The 14,219-nt window shown below is 70.7% G+C and carries 12 protein-coding genes; 7 read left to right on the top strand and 5 right to left on the bottom strand.

The window, feature by feature from the left end:
• Nucleotides 1-64: 64 nt before the first annotated feature.
• Complete coding sequence (locus tag OG588_RS37715) at nt 65-1,336, bottom strand: S8 family serine peptidase (protein ID WP_405951127.1); 1,272 nt, start codon at nt 1,334-1,336, stop codon at nt 65-67.
• Nucleotides 1,333-4,677: a right-handed parallel beta-helix repeat-containing protein gene (locus OG588_RS37710; RefSeq protein ID WP_405951126.1), complete on the bottom strand. Its 3,345-nt coding sequence runs from the start codon at nt 4,675-4,677 to the stop codon at nt 1,333-1,335. The genes OG588_RS37715 and OG588_RS37710 overlap by 4 nt, the downstream gene beginning before the upstream one ends.
• Nucleotides 4,678-5,050: 373 nt before the next feature.
• Here OG588_RS37710 and OG588_RS37705 point away from each other — a divergent pair, with 373 nt between their 5' ends.
• Entirely contained in the window at nt 5,051-6,220 is a 1,170-nt protein-coding gene (locus OG588_RS37705) for a hypothetical protein (RefSeq protein ID WP_405951125.1), read from the top strand.
• Between the two features lie 85 nt (nt 6,221-6,305).
• Here OG588_RS37705 and OG588_RS37700 read toward each other — a convergent pair whose 3' ends face one another.
• Nucleotides 6,306-6,737, bottom strand: a complete 432-nt coding sequence (locus tag OG588_RS37700; protein WP_405951124.1) for a DUF6299 family protein — start codon at nt 6,735-6,737, stop codon at nt 6,306-6,308.
• A 281-nt stretch (nt 6,738-7,018) separates the two neighbouring features.
• Here OG588_RS37700 and OG588_RS37695 point away from each other — a divergent pair, with 281 nt between their 5' ends.
• The 6 genes from OG588_RS37695 to OG588_RS37670 all read left to right on the top strand — a co-directional run bounded on the left by OG588_RS37695 (nt 7,019) and on the right by OG588_RS37670 (nt 11,710).
• Nucleotides 7,019-7,219 (top strand): DUF5999 family protein, encoded by a 201-nt coding sequence (locus tag OG588_RS37695; protein ID WP_019065069.1) that lies wholly within the window; start codon nt 7,019-7,021, stop codon nt 7,217-7,219.
• An 87-nt stretch (nt 7,220-7,306) separates the two neighbouring features.
• Nucleotides 7,307-8,134 (top strand): PaaX family transcriptional regulator C-terminal domain-containing protein, encoded by an 828-nt coding sequence (locus OG588_RS37690; protein WP_405951123.1) that lies wholly within the window; start codon nt 7,307-7,309, stop codon nt 8,132-8,134.
• A 154-nt stretch (nt 8,135-8,288) separates the two neighbouring features.
• Nucleotides 8,289-8,840 (top strand): adenylyl-sulfate kinase, encoded by a 552-nt coding sequence (gene cysC / locus OG588_RS37685; RefSeq protein WP_405951122.1) that lies wholly within the window; start codon nt 8,289-8,291, stop codon nt 8,838-8,840.
• Nucleotides 8,837-9,757 (top strand): sulfate adenylyltransferase subunit CysD, encoded by a 921-nt coding sequence (gene cysD, locus OG588_RS37680; RefSeq protein WP_405951121.1) that lies wholly within the window; start codon nt 8,837-8,839, stop codon nt 9,755-9,757. The genes cysC and cysD overlap by 4 nt, the downstream gene beginning before the upstream one ends.
• A 2-nt stretch (nt 9,758-9,759) precedes the next feature.
• Complete coding sequence (locus OG588_RS37675; RefSeq protein ID WP_405951120.1) at nt 9,760-10,971, top strand: sulfate adenylyltransferase subunit 1; 1,212 nt, start codon at nt 9,760-9,762, stop codon at nt 10,969-10,971.
• Nucleotides 10,972-11,254: 283 nt separating this feature from the next.
• Entirely contained in the window at nt 11,255-11,710 is a 456-nt protein-coding gene (locus OG588_RS37670) for an ATP-binding protein (protein WP_393031676.1), read from the top strand.
• Nucleotides 11,711-11,733: 23 nt separating this feature from the next.
• Here OG588_RS37670 and argF read toward each other — a convergent pair whose 3' ends face one another.
• Nucleotides 11,734-12,741 carry an ornithine carbamoyltransferase gene (gene argF / locus OG588_RS37665; protein ID WP_405951119.1) on the bottom strand — a complete coding sequence of 336 codons (1,008 nt, stop codon included), beginning with the start codon at nt 12,739-12,741 and terminating at the stop codon, nt 11,734-11,736.
• 73 nt (nt 12,742-12,814) lie between these two features.
• On the bottom strand, nt 12,815-14,038 hold the full coding sequence (locus tag OG588_RS37660; RefSeq protein WP_317774890.1) for an arginine deiminase: 1,224 nt from the start codon (nt 14,036-14,038) through the stop codon (nt 12,815-12,817).
• Nucleotides 14,039-14,219 lie beyond the last annotated feature (181 nt).

Raw genomic sequence — 14,219 nt, 5'->3', positions numbered from 1 at the left:
CGGCCCCGGGCGACTGTTCGTCGCCCGGGGCCGTTCCGTTTCACACCTGCGTGGCTGCCGGCCGTCAGCTCTCCGAGGCCCCCTGAGCACCGGTGCCCACCGGAACCGGGCTCTCCGCGCTCTCGGGCTGGGGCCCGGCCGTACGCTCCGGCTTGGACGGACGCCAGCCCAAGCGGCGCCCCCGGGGCAGGATCAGGCCGAGCCACACCACCGCGATGATCACGGCGAGGCCTGCCGACGCGGGCCACAGGGCGCGGCGGAGGGGGCCTGCCGCCTTGTCCTCCGGGAGGTGGACCGGGGTGCCCGAGTCGCCCCGGGCCGGTGCGGCGGCGGTGCCGGTCAGGACCGAGGTGACCGCCGCGTACGGGTCGAGGCGGGGGACGTCGGCCGGGTAGGCGGAGGAGCGGAGGAGGGCCGCGGTCTGGGTGGCCGTCAGGTCCGGGTGGACGGAGCGGACCAGTGCCGCCGCCCCCGCCACGAAACCGGCGGCCAGTGACGCGCCCGAGCCGATGTAGTGCCCGGCCTTCTTCGGACCGATGCCGACAACTCCGTCCCCGGGGGCGGCGATCGAGGCGCTGGAGGTCGTGTACGCACCGGTCGGCCGCTTGCCGGAGACGTCGACGTCGAGGACGGAGAGGACACCGTCGTCGGCGGCCGGGTAGTAGTCGCGGGCGGGCGGGGTGTCCGTCGAGGTCGCCGTCGCCGGGGTGTCCGGTACGGCCGCCGCGATCACCAGGACGTCCTTCTTCGCGGCCAGCGCGACGGCCGAGCGCAGCGTGGGGGTGTCGGCCGCGAGCGCCGCCGACACCGTCACCACCTTCGCCCCGCCGTTCACCGCGGCCCGGATGCCGTCCGCGACCCGCTCGGCGGTGACCGCCCCGCGCGCGTCACTGCCGCGCACCGCGAGGATCCGCGCCTGCTGCGCCACCCCCGCGAACCGCACACCGTCCGCTACGGCGGCGCCGACCAGCCCGGCCACGAAGGTGCCGTGTCCCACACAGTCGGTCCCGGCGTCGCCGACCGCCGTGACCCGCCCCTTGAGCGCCGGTGCGGAGGACGAGACCCCGGTGTCGACCACGCCGACGGTCACCCCGGCGCCCGACGCGAACGACCAGGTGCGGCTGAGCTGGAGCGAGACCTGCTCCCAGGGCACGTCGGTGGCGCGCTGGTCCGAGCCCGCCGCACAGGCCGCGTCGGAGTCCAACCGCGCGGCCAGCACGGGGAGTTGGACCGTGCTTCCCGCCGCCGACGCGGATCCGGTGCCGACGGCGCTCGCGGCGGCCGTCAGCAGCAGTGCCAGACCGGTGGCGGAGACCTTGCCGTACATCGTCGTCATGCGCGGGCCGCCCCGCTGGAGGAGGGAGAGGTGGCCGTCGGGTCGGCGAGGTCCTCCGGGAGGAGGATTCGCAGGTCGTCGAGGCTGGGGACGGCCAGTCGGCTGAGCCGGCCCGCCTGTCGGGTCATCATCCGCTCCAGGATCTGACGGGCGGTGCGCGCGTTGCCGAACGACCGGTCGCGGGGCAGCGAGTCGAAGTACTGCCGCAGGACCGGTCCCAGTCCGGCAGCGCACTCGTAGCCGAGTTGTACGGCGTGCTCGCGGACGATGGTGACCAGCTCGTCGGAGGAGTAGTCCGCGAACTCGACCCGGCGCGAGAACCTCGACGACAGGCCCGGGTTGGAGGCCAGGAAGTTCTCCATCTCCTGGGTGTACCCGGCGACGATGACGACCACCTTGTCGCGGTGGTCCTCCATCAGCTTCAGCAGGGTGTCCACGGCCTCCCGGCCGAAGTCGGAACCGGACGCCTCACGCGGGGTGAGGGTGTACGCCTCGTCGACGAACAGGACGCCGCCCAGGGCCCGTTCGAAGACCTCCCGGGTCAACTGCGCGGTGTGGCCCACGTATCGGCCGACCAGGTCGGCGCGGGACACCTCGACGAGCTGGCCGCGCGGCAACACGCCCAGGGAGGCAAGGAGTTCGCCGTAGAGGCGGGCCACGGTGGTCTTGCCGGTGCCGGGCGGGCCGGTGAAGACGAGGTGGTGGCTGAGCCGGGGTACCGGGAGTCCGGCGGCCTCGCGCTGCTTGGCGGTCGACACCAGGTTGACGAGGTCGGTGACGTCCCGCTTCACGGCGTGCAGTCCGACCAGCGCGTCCAGCCTGCTGAGCGCGTCGTCGCCGGGGTCGACGGCGTTCGGGCCGTCGGCGGCGGTGCGGGCCGCCTCCTCGCTGATGTCCTGCGGCAGCAGCAGCGAGAGGTCCTGCTCGGTGACGTCGGTGAGCGCGGACAGCCGTACGGCCTGCCGGTCCACCATCTCCTCGAACACCTGCCGTGCGGCACGGCCGTTGCCGAACCCGGCGTCCTTGGGTATGCGCTCGAAGTGCACCGCGAGGGCGAGTCGGGTCTCGTCGGCGAGTGCGTACTGGTGGCGTACGCACATGCTCTCCATGATCTCGACCAGCTCCGGCACCGAGTAGTTCTCGAACTCGACGGTGCGTGAGAAGCGGGACGCCAGACCGGGGTTGGAGCCGAGGAAGCTGCGCATCTCGTCGGAGTAGCCCGCCGCGACGACGACCACGTCCTCGCGGTGGTCCTCCATCAACTTCAGCAGCGTGTCGACGGCCTCGCGCCCGAAGTCGGCCCCGGATCCACGGGAGTCGGAGGTGAGGGTGTACGCCTCGTCGACGAACAGGACACCGCCCAGGGCCCGTTCGAAGGCCTCGGTGGTCTTGATGGCCGTTCCGCCGATGACCTGGGCGACGAGGTCGGCGCGGGAGACCTCGACGAGGTGTCCGGAGCGCAGGGCGCCCAGCTCGGCGAGGATCGTGCCGTAGAGGCGGGCGACGGTGGTCTTACCGGTACCGGGCGGGCCCGCGAAGACCAGGTGGCGGCTCATCGGCGGTGCGGACATGCCGAGTTGGGCACGGCGGGCGGCGAGCTGGGTGAGGTTGACGAGGGTGCGGACCTGTTCCTTGACGTTGTCCAGGCCGATCAGACTCTCCAGCGCGGCCATCGGTCCGTCGGGGCGTCCGGGGCCGTCCGAGGCGGACACGGTGCCTGCCGGGTCGGTGCCCTCGGCCTCGCCGAAGCCCCAGGCGTCGCGGGACTCGTTGCCGGTGCTGGTGAGGTTCTCCACCGCGAGCCGGCCGCCCGCCTTGGCCTGCACGAGGCCGCCGCCCTTGTTGTCGCGGACCGTGCAGCCCACGACCGACACCGGTGCCTCCGACTCGACGCGGATGCCGTCGCGGTCGTTGCCTGCCGCCTCGCAGCCGTTCAGGGAGGCCCGGCCGCCGTCACGGACCAGGAAACCGTGCTCGGCGGACGCGGCGGTCCGCACCCGGTTCGCCGTCAACTCGCCGCCGGTGTCCACGAGTACACCGCAGCCGCCGGCCGAGACCAGCTCGCCGTCACGCAGCGCCGCCGTGCCCTCGCCGCCGATCTCCAGACCGGCACCGCCGGGGTTGTTGACCTTGAATCCCGCGAGATAGACGTTGCCGCCCGCCGCGACCTCCGCGCCCGCGCCGCCCGGCGCCTCCACCGTGCAGTCCTCGACCCGGCCGCGCCCGCCGTCGCGCACCGAGACGCCACAGCCACCCGCGCCGGTGATCCTGGCGCGCCGCACCAGCGGGTTGGCGTTGCCGCGGATCACCACACCGGCGCCCTTGACGTCGATGATCTCCACGCGCTCCAGCTCGGCCGCCGCGTCCTCTTCGAGCAGCACGCCGTCCGACTCGCCGTCCCGGACGGTCAGCGAGGTCAGCGTGGGCGAGGAGGCCCCGGCCACCCGCAGCGCCGACATCTGGGCGCCGGTCAGCCAGCAGTCCTCGTAGGTGCCGCGCGAACGGTCCGTCACCAGCAGGCCGTTGCCCGTGGTGCGGGCGGTGCGGCAGCGGCGCAGCACCGGGTCGCTGCCGTGCGAGACGATGATGCCGGGCCCGCTGGAGCCGGTGACCCGCACCTCCTCCAGCTCACAGCGGGCGGTGCTGGTGATGTGCACACCGATCGACGTGTCGCGGATCACGGTCCGCAGCACCCGTATCGCGCTGCGCTCCTCAAGTGCCAGTGAGGGCTTGTCGGTTGAGGCGAGGTCGCAGTCCTCCACGGAGCCCTGGGCGTCGCCGTTGGCGAGCACGCCGTTGCCGCGCGCGTCCCGCACCGTGCAGCCGCGCAGGGTGGCCCGGCCGCGCTCGCTGATCACCACGCCGCTGGTGCCGAAGTGTTCGAAGGTGCAGGACTCCAGCGAACTCTCCGTGGACGAGGTGACCACGACACCGGCGCCGGTGCGGTTCGACACCCGGCACTCGCGCATCGCGAGCGAGCCCGAGTTGCGGGCCAGTACGGTCGTCCACGAGGCGCCGGACAGATCACAGCCCTGCATGGCGACCTGCCCGTGCGAGGCGTCCACGGCCGGCTGTTCCTCGTCGTGGCCCTGGACCACCAGGTCGGTCAGCATCACCGCGTCCACGCGCAGCGAGATCACGATGCCCTTGCGCGGTGCCAACCGGACGGTGCCGCGCGCCTGTTCGGCGACGATGGTGACCCGGGTGGTGACGACGAGATTCTCCTCGTACGTCCCCGGGCGCACACTCAGCACCGCGCCTCCGCGCGCCCTCGCCAGGGCCTCTCCGATCGTCCGGGCGTCCCCGGTGCCCTCCGGACAGACCGTCAGTACCTGGCGCACTCAGCTGACCTCCTCGTGTCGGCACCTGTCGGTTGCGGCAACCCCATCATGCCGTCCCCGCACGCCCGTTCCCACTCCGGTCCGGAAAGCGGAACGTCCGGAGCGGGGGTGCGCGGTGCGGCACAACAGTGCCGTACGGCGAATTATGGGCTGTTGCGCAACGGCCGTACCAGCGCCGGGGCTTGTGCGTGTCGATTGTTAACTCCGGTGAAAGGAACCGCTGTTGGCTCATGAGCGTGATGGGACGTGAATAGGATTGCGCACACAGACGTACGACGAACTGCTGGACGATTGAGAGCGGACAGGGCGGATGACAGACCGAACCGGACCGGCCGCGCGGAATACGGCGGCAGAGAACACGGCAGAGAATTCCGTGACGGGTGCCCCGGCCGGCGAGGCGACGGCGGCGGACCCGACGGCATCGACATCGATATCAGCGGCGGCGTCCGCCGAGGAGACCTCGACCACGGCGAGCGAGGCAGCGGCGGCGAGTACGGCCGGCGAGGTGCCCAAGTCCCGTTCAGGGGCTGCGGGTTCACTCGGGTCCCCCGGAGCTCTCTCCGCGGAGTCCGTCGCGGCCGAGCTGAGTCGTCCCGCGGTCTCGGCGGCGGAGACCGAGGCGCTCGCCGGTGGCCGTACGCGGGAGGAGCCCGCGGAGCCGGCCGGCCCGGAACCCGCGGCCGCCGCCCGGCCGGAAGCCGAGGCCGAGGCCCCCGTCGGGGCGCTGGCCGCGAGCATGCCCGAGGGCGACGGACCGACCCCCAAAGACACGGCGACCGCGTCCGTCGGCCGTCCGGGCCGTCCGCTGCTGGCCGGTGCGGCCGTGCTCGGCGCGCTGCTGATCGCGGTGCCGGGACTGCTGATGAGCCGGGACAAGACGCCGGAGACCCACAACCGGGTGGTCGCCGACCAGGCGGGCACGATTCTCGGCGACGGCGCGGCGACACCGGGCGCCGGGGCGTACGCCTCGGGCACCCCGACCGCCCCCGCCGGACACGCCTCACCGAAGATCGCCACACCGCACAAGACCTCATCCGGCAAGGGGACCGTCGCCCAGCCGGTGAGCGAGCCGACGACGGTCAAGACGAACAAGCCGGCCTCGGCGGCGAAGCCGACGAAGAAGTCCACGACGACGAAGTCCGGTTCGACCAAGTCCGGGACGACCAAGTCCGGGACGAAGTCGAGCACCACCACCACATCGAGCTATCCGTCGGACGTCCTCGTCACGGCCACCCGGGTGCTGAAGGCGGGCCAGTCCATCAACGCGAAGAAGGCGCGGCTGCGTATGCAGTCCGACGGCAACTTCGTGCTCTACGACGAGAACAACAAGGCCCGTTGGGCCACCATGACCTTCGGCTCGAACTACCACGCGGTGTTCCAGGCGGACGGCAACCTCGTCGTCTACACCTCCGCCAACAAGCCCGTCTGGGCCAGCAACACCGGCGGCCACGACGGCGCCATCCTCCGCCTCCAGGGCGACGGCAACATGGTGATCTACTCCGGCGGCTCGACCGCGATCTGGGCCAGCAACACCCAGCACTGACGGATCCAACTACCTCCGGCCCGGCCCCACTTGGGGTCGGGCCGGAGTCGTGTGGCGGGCTTCAGGGTACGGGGATGCCGCGGGCTCAGCTCTTCGCGAGGGTGATGTCCTGCTGCTGCACCGCGTGGAAGCGCGGCAGCGGCAGGCCGCCCCCGGAGGACAGTTCCATCACCGTGGCCTCGACCTTGGCGGCGCCGGGGGTGAGCGGGTCGGACGACGGCTTGCCCGAGTTCTCCCAGGTGTGTTCCATGCCGTCGCAGACCGCGCGGGTGCCGCCGATGCCGTGCCGGACCGGGGAGTCGCCCTGGACGACGGAGGAACTGACAAAGGCTGCACCGGAGTTGCCGAGACAGCGGTAGGTGCCGGAGAGGGTGACGGTGCCGTCCGGGGCGATGCTGCCCGTGGGGTCGACCGTCACCGTCTCGTACGGGGCGGCGGACGCGGTGGCGGCGGGCGCGGCGGCGAGCAGGAGCAGCGCGGCACCGGCCGCCGTACCGAGGACGGAACGCATGGACATGGAGAACCTCCTGGAGTTGAGGCTCCACTGGTACCGCCCGACCGCCCCGACTCCCGTGATCCTCACTCCTTCGGTGGCGAGTCCGCACCGCGCCTTGATCGTCACTCCTCAGGTGGCGACTCCGCACCGAGCGTCGTGGAACGGTCCGAGTGTTGTCCGCGTGTTGTCACGCTTCACAGCGGGCGGTTCCGATGAGTTCGCGGCGGGAGGATGGTCTGTATATGCGATGCGGGCGGTGACGGAGCCGCCGGAACGGATCGCATCCGACGTGGAGGTACGCCATGTGTTCCCACCAGTCCTCGTGCCCCGTGACCGCCGCCGACACCACCACCCCGCACATCGTCTCGGCCCACCCCGAACAGGGCTGGACGCTGCTGTGCGACGGCGCGATCGTCTTCGACGACCTGGGCGCCGTGCTTCCCGACGGCCGGATCGTCGCCCCGCACCGGGTGCCGGCGGACCGACTCGCCGTCGCCGCCTGACCGTTCCCGCCCCTCGCGGTGACCTGCGGACTGTGAAAGTTCAGGTTACGCACCCGAGGTGACCAGCGGCGATGCTGTCGGCCTAAGATGATCAACGTGTCCGACCAGCATGCTCCACGGTCTCTCATCGTCACGCTCTACGGCGCGTACGGCCGCTTCGTGCCCGGCCCGGTTCCGGTCGCGGAACTGATCCGGCTCCTGGCCGCGGCCGGCGTCGACGCGCCCTCCGTGCGCTCGTCGGTGTCCCGCCTCAAACGGCGCGGGCTGCTCGTGCCCGCCCGTACGGCAGAAGGCGCCGCCGGGTATCAACTCTCGCCCGAGGCAAGGCAGTTGCTCGACGACGGCGACCGGCGCGTCTACGCGACCACGCCCCCGGAGGACGAGGGCTGGGTGCTCGCGGTGTTCTCCGTACCCGAGTCCGAGCGCCAGAAGCGGCACGTCCTGCGCTCCCGCCTGTCCGGCCTCGGCTTCGGCACCGCCGCCCCGGGCGTGTGGATCGCGCCCGCCCGCCTGTACGAGGAGACCCGGCACATCCTCCAACGGCTGCGTCTCGACCCGTACGTGGACTTCTTCCGCGGTGAGCACCTCGGCTTCGCGGCGACCGCCGAGGCCGTGGCCCGCTGGTGGGACCTGCCCGCGATCGCCGACCGGCACCAGGCGTTCCTCGACCGCCACGCGCCCGTGCTGCACGCCTGGGAGCAGCGCGCGGACACCCCGCCCGAGGACGCATACCGCGACTACCTCCTCGCCCTGGACTCCTGGCGCCATCTCCCCTACGCCGACCCCGGCCTGCCCGCGAGCCTGCTCCCCCGGGACTGGCCGGGCGCCCGCTCGGCGGAGGTGTTCCGGGCGCTGCACGAGCGGCTGCGGGACGCCGGGGCGGTGTTCGCGGGGGTGCGGCCGCAGTCGTCGTAGCGGCTGATCATGAACAGTTCATGACGAAGGGGTGCGACCTCTTGCGCACCGCCTGTCACTCAGCTAAACCTCAGCTTCTTTAGCAGGTCCTCTCAGAGTTCTTACCTAGCCTTCGACGACGTCGCTCGTCGGGTAAGAAAGAGGACTGTTGCGCATGACCACCACGGCACGGGCTCAGGGAGCCACCGTCTGGCTCACCGGACTGCCGAGCGCGGGTAAGACGACGATCGCCCAACATCTCGGGGAGCGGCTGAGAGCCGAGGGACATCGCGTGGAGGTCCTCGACGGCGACGAGGTGCGCCGCTTCCTCTCGGCCGGTCTCGGCTTCTCCCGCGAGGACCGCAACACCAACGTCCAGCGCATCGGCCTCGTCTCCGAGGTCCTCGCCCGCAACGGCGTCCTCTCCCTCGTCCCGGTCATCGCGCCGTACGCCGACAGCCGCGAGGCCGTCCGCAAACGCCACGAGGCGAGCGCGACGCCGTACATCGAGGTGCATGTCGCGACCCCCGTCGAGGTGTGCAGCGACCGCGACGTCAAGGGCCTCTACGCCCGCCAGGCCGCGGGCCACCTCACCGGCCTGACCGGAGTCGATGACCCGTACGAGCCGCCCACGGACCCGGCGCTCACCCTGCCGACGCAGACGCAGAGCCCGCGGGAGTCGGCGGACGCGGTGTACGCGGTGCTGTCCGAGCGGGGGTTGGTGTGAGCGCGGTGACGACCACAGAAGCCTTCACGCTCTCGCACCTGGACGCGCTTGAGTCCGAGGCGGTGCACATCTTCCGTGAGGTGGCGGGTGAGTTCGAGCGGCCGGTGATTCTCTTCTCCGGCGGCAAGGACTCCATCGTCATGCTGCATCTGGCGTTGAAGGCGTTCGCGCCGGCGCCGGTGCCGTTCTCGCTGTTGCATGTGGACACCGGACACAACTTCCCCGAGGTCCTTGAGTACCGGGACCGTGTGGTTGCCGCACATGGGCTGCGGCTCCATGTGGCCTCCGTACAGGACTACATCGACCGCGGTGTGCTGCGCGAACGCCCCGACGGGACCCGGAACCCGCTCCAGACGCTGCCGTTGACCGAGAAGATCCAGAGCGAGCGCTTCGACGCCGTGTTCGGTGGCGGTCGTAGGGACGAGGAGAAGGCGCGGGCGAAGGAGCGGGTGTTCAGCCTTCGGGACGAGTTCTCGCAGTGGGACCCGCGACGGCAGCGCCCCGAGCTGTGGAACCTCTACAACGGGCGGCACGCGCCCGGCGAGCACGTCCGCGTGTTCCCGCTGTCCAACTGGACCGAGCTGGACGTCTGGCAGTACATCGCCCGCGAGGGCATCGACCTCCCCCAGATCTACTTCGCCCACTACCGCGAAGTGTTCAACCGTGGGGGCATGTGGCTGACCGCCGGTGAGTGGGGCGGCCCGAAGGCGGGCGAGGCCGTCGAGAAGCGCCAGGTCCGGTACCGGACCGTCGGTGACATGTCGTGCACCGGCGCTGTGGACTCCGACGCCGCCACGCTGGAGCAGGTCATCACCGAGATAGCCGCCTCCCGGGTCACCGAGCGGGGCGCCACCCGTGCCGACGACAAGCTGTCCGAGGCCGCGATGGAAGACCGCAAGCGCGAGGGGTACTTCTAGCCATGAGCACCATCACCATCGACACACTGCGGTTCGCGACGGCCGGTTCGGTCGACGACGGCAAGTCCACGCTCGTGGGGCGGCTGTTGCACGACTCCAAGTCGGTGCTGACCGATCAACTGGAGGCGGTGCAGCGGGTGTCGGCCGATCGTGGGCAGGACGCACCCGACCTCGCGCTCCTCACGGACGGGCTGCGGGCCGAGCGGGAGCAGGGCATCACGATCGACGTGGCATACCGCTACTTCGCCACCCCGCGCAGGCGGTTCATCCTCGCCGACACCCCGGGCCATGTGCAGTACACCCGCAACATGGTGACGGGTGCCTCCACGGCCGAGTTGGCGATCATTCTGGTCGACGCGCGCAACGGTGTGGTCGAACAAACCTTGCGGCACGCCGCAGTTGCCGCGCTGCTGCGGGTGCCCAACGTCGTCCTGGCCGTCAACAAGATGGACCTCGTCGGGTACGGGCAGCCGGTGTTCGAGCGCATCGTCGAGGAATTCGCGGGCCACGCGGCCGAGTTGGGGCTGCCCTCCTTCACGCCGATCCCGGTGTCGGCGCTGGTCGGCGACAACGTGGTGGACCGTTCGGCACACATGGACTGGTACGAGGGTCCGGCGCTGCTGGAGTTCCTGGAGGACGTGCCGGTCGGCGCGGACCCGTCCGACGCACCGGCTCGATTCCCCGTGCAGTACGTCATCCGGGACGGCGAAGTCCGTTGGTACGCGGGTCAGTTGGTGTCCGGCTCGCTGCGGGTCGGTGACCGGGTGACGGTGCATCCCTCCGGGGAGGGCTCCGAGATCACCGGGATCTCGGTGCTCGGTATCGAGGCCGGGGCCGCGTACGCGCCGCAGTCGGTCAGTCTGCGGCTCGCGGATCAACGGGACGTGTCGCGCGGGGACATGATCACCGCCGGGGCCGACGGGCCCGCGCTCACCCAGGACGTGCGGGCCGCCGTATGCCATCTGGCCGACCGGCCGCTGCGGGTCGGCGACCGGGTGCTGGTGCGGCACACGACCCGCACGGTCAAGGCGATCGTCAAAGACCTCGCCGGCGCGGCCGAGCTGACCGCGAACGACCTGGGGCGGATCACCCTGCGCACCGCCGAGCCGCTCGCGCTGGACGACTACGCGGTCTCTCGCCGCACGGGAGCGTTCCTGGTGATCGACCCGGCGGACGGCGCGACGCTCACCGCGGGGATGGCCGACCTGGGCTGATCCTCGCCCGCAGAGACCGCAGAACGCCCTCGGGCCCCGTTTCGTACGGGGTCCGAGGGCGTTCTTGTGCCCGGCCTGTTAGCCCGTCGAAATGACCTGTTGCCGTCGCATCCGTCACGAGTCGTCAATAGCGCGGTAACAACGGGAGCAGCTGTGCGAGGCAGGCCGTTGAACGGGGTATGCCGCTCGGTACCGGGACGAAGGTCCCGTGCGGAGCCCGTCGACAGACTCTGACAAAGGGCGCCGTACCATTCATATAGTTGAAAGCAGGACAGCCTGCTCCATGAACGGACCCGCCTTGCAAGAACGCCCTTCCGCCTCCGCCTCCTGGCGCATCGCACTGCCGCACACCGCCGCGGCCGTGCCGGTGGCCCGCGCACTGGTCCGTACCGCTCTGTCCGAGGTGAAGTACACGGCCGACAGCGACACCGCGGAGCTGCTGACGGCGGAACTGGTCGCGAACGCGGTGGAGCACACCGCCGGTGACGCCCCCATAGAGCTCGTGGTCGAGCTGCTGCCCACCGGTTGCCAGGTCGAGGTGCACGACCCCGACCCGGTGCCGCCCACGAGTCTGACCAAGCCCGCCGACGAGGAGCCGGACCCCTGGCAGGAGCACGGGCGCGGCCTGCTGCTGATCCGCGCCCTCAGCTCCTCGTGCGGCCACCGCCCGACCGAGTCGGGCAAGGCGGTGTGGTTCAGGCTGCCCGTCGTACCGCCGCAGTGGCACCCGGCGGGATAGCCGCCGAACGACATCAGCGCAGGTCAGGCCAGTGTGGCTACGAGGATGGCCTTGATCGTGTGCAGTCGGTTCTCCGCCTGGTCGAAGACGACCGAGTGGGCGGACTCGAAGACCTCGTCCGTGACCTCCAGCGAGTCGAGACCGTGGGTCTCGTATATCTCGCGGCCGACCTTGGTACCGAGGTCGTGGAAGGCCGGCAGGCAGTGCAGGAACTTGACGTCCGGGTTGCCGGTGGCCCGCAGGACGTCCATGGTCACGGCGTACGGTGCGAGGGCCGTGATCCGCTCGTCCCAGACCTGTTTGGGCTCGCCCATGGAGACCCACACGTCGGTGACGACGAAATCGGCGCCGGCCACGCCCTCCTCGATCCCCTCGGTGAGCGTGATGCGCGCACCGCTCCGCTCGGCGAGCTCCCGGGCGACGGTGACGATCTCCTCGGCGGGCCAGTACGACTTCGGGGCGACGATCCGTACGTCCATGCCGAGCAGCGCGCCGGTGACCAGGTAGGAGTTGCCCATGTTGAAGCGGGCGTCGCCGAGGTAGGCGAAGGCGATCCGCTTCAGCGGCTTGGCGCTGTGCTCGGTCATGGTGAGCACGTCGGCGAGCATCTGGGTGGGGTGCCAGTCGTCGGTGAGCCCGTTGTATACGGGCACGCCCGCGTACGCACCCAGTTCCTCCACGGCGGCCTGACTGTCCCCGCGGTACTCGATGCCGTCGAACATGCGGCCGAGCACGCGCGCGGTGTCCTTCACGGACTCCTTGTGCCCGATCTGCGAGCCCGACGGGTCGAGGTAGGTCGTCGAGGCACCCTGGTCGGCCGCGGCGACCTCGAACGCGCAGCGGGTGCGCGTCGAGGTCTTCTCGAAGATCAGCGCGATGTTCTTGCCCGACAGGTACCGCGTCTCGTCCCCGGCCCTCTTGGCGGCCTTCAGCTCGGCGGCCAGCTCGATCAGACCGCGGAACTCCTCCTCGGAGAAGTCCAGCTCCTTGAGGAAGTGGCGGCCGGCGAGGGCGGTCGGGACTGTCGCCATGGGGGCGCTCCAGAGATGCGGGTACAGGGGATCAGATGCTTACGTTTGGAATTCTATACGATCCATAGAATTTCTATACGGCGTCCCGCTCGACCGGGCAGCTCATACAGCGCGGCCCACCCCGACCTCGGCCCAGCTCACTCCCCGGGATCTCGATCACCTCGATGCCCTGCTTGCGCAGATAGGTGTTGGTGGTGGCGTTCCGTTCGTAGGCGACGACGACGCCGGGCTCGACGGCGAGGACGTTGCAGCCGTCGTCCCACTGCTCGCGCGCGGCGGCGTGCACGTCCTGGGTGGCGGTCAGGACGCGGATCGCGTCAAGACCGAGGGCGGCGGCGATCGCACGGTGCATATGCTCCGGCGGATGGTCGGTGACCTTCAACTCCTTGTCGCCGACGCCCGGTTCGATGGTGTACGACCGGAGCATGCCGAGCCCCGCGTACTGGGTGAAGGTGTCGCCGTCGACCATCGTCATCACCGTGTCGAGGTGCATGAACGCGCGCTGCTTGGGGATGTCGAGCGCCACGATCGTCCGCGCGGAGCCCTCGGCGAACAGCTTGTGCGCGAGCATCTCGACGGCCTGCGGGGTGGTCCGCTCACTCATGCCGATGAGCACGGCACCGTTCCCGATGACGAGCACGTCTCCGCCCTCGATGGTGGACGGGTAGTCGGCCTGCCCCTCGGACCAGACATGGAACTTCTCGGCGCGGAAGAGCGGGTGGTGCCGGTAGATCGCCTCGAAGTGGACGGTCTCGCGCTGTCGGGCCGGCCAGCGCATCGCGTTGACGGAGACGCCGTCGTAGATCCAGGCGGAGGTGTCGCGGGTGAAGAGGTGGTTGGGGAGGGGGGCGAGGAGGAAGTCGTCGAGGTCCATGACGTGGAAGCGGACGGAGGTCGGCTCCGCGTGGGCCTCCAGGAACTCCCGCTTGGTCATGCCGCCGACGAGCGCCTCGGCCAGTTCGGGCGCGGGCAGGGCCTCGAAGGCGGCGCGCAGGTGGTCGGTGGCGAGCGGGCCGTACTCCTTCTCGTCGAAGACGCGGTCCAGGACGAGCGCGCGGGCCGCCGGGATCGCCAGGGACTCGGCGAGCAGGTCGCCGAAGAGGTGGACGGCGACACCGCGGTCGCGCAGTACGTCCGCGAAGCCGTCGTGCTCGGCGCGCGCCCGGCGCACCCAGAGCACGTCGTCGAAGAGGAGGGCGTCCTTGTTGCTGGGGGTGAGCCTTTTGAGCTCCAGATCCGGCCGGTGCAGGATGACGCGGCGAAGCCGCCCGGTCTCGGAGTCGACATGGAGTGCCATGTCTCCATCCTGACCATCTACGGCCGAGTTCACCCCCTTACTTCACCTACCGCCACCGTTTCACTTCCCGCCACTTATTTTCGTCCCCTTGACGACAAGTGGGCCGCGCGATTATCGTCTTACTGACGAGATCGATGCGGGATCTGACCGGATCCCACGGGAACTGACGGAATCTGAGGAA

Origin of the sequence: Streptomyces prunicolor (assembly GCF_045162825.1) — a bacterium.
Lineage (GTDB): Bacteria > Actinomycetota > Actinomycetes > Streptomycetales > Streptomycetaceae > Streptomyces > Streptomyces prunicolor.
Note: the sequence above shows the minus strand (reverse complement) of the source record. Positions and strands in the feature narration are given on the sequence as shown.

Excerpts from the sequence above, each read along its gene's own strand:
- OG588_RS37675 (WP_405951120.1), top strand. The coding sequence starts at position 9,760 with ATGAGCACCATCACCATCGACACACTGCGGTTCGCGACGGCCGGTTCG.
- cysC (WP_405951122.1), top strand. The coding sequence starts at position 8,289 with ATGACCACCACGGCACGGGCTCAGGGAGCCACCGTCTGGCTCACCGGA.
- OG588_RS37660 (WP_317774890.1), bottom strand. The coding sequence starts at position 14,038 with ATGGCACTCCATGTCGACTCCGAGACCGGGCGGCTTCGCCGCGTCATC.
- OG588_RS37695 (WP_019065069.1), top strand. The coding sequence starts at position 7,019 with ATGTGTTCCCACCAGTCCTCGTGCCCCGTGACCGCCGCCGACACCACC.
- argF (WP_405951119.1), bottom strand. The coding sequence starts at position 12,741 with ATGGCGACAGTCCCGACCGCCCTCGCCGGCCGCCACTTCCTCAAGGAG.
- OG588_RS37715 (WP_405951127.1), bottom strand. The coding sequence starts at position 1,336 with ATGACGACGATGTACGGCAAGGTCTCCGCCACCGGTCTGGCACTGCTG.
- OG588_RS37700 (WP_405951124.1), bottom strand. The coding sequence starts at position 6,737 with ATGTCCATGCGTTCCGTCCTCGGTACGGCGGCCGGTGCCGCGCTGCTC.
- OG588_RS37690 (WP_405951123.1), top strand. The coding sequence starts at position 7,307 with ATGATCAACGTGTCCGACCAGCATGCTCCACGGTCTCTCATCGTCACG.
- OG588_RS37670 (WP_393031676.1), top strand. The coding sequence starts at position 11,255 with ATGAACGGACCCGCCTTGCAAGAACGCCCTTCCGCCTCCGCCTCCTGG.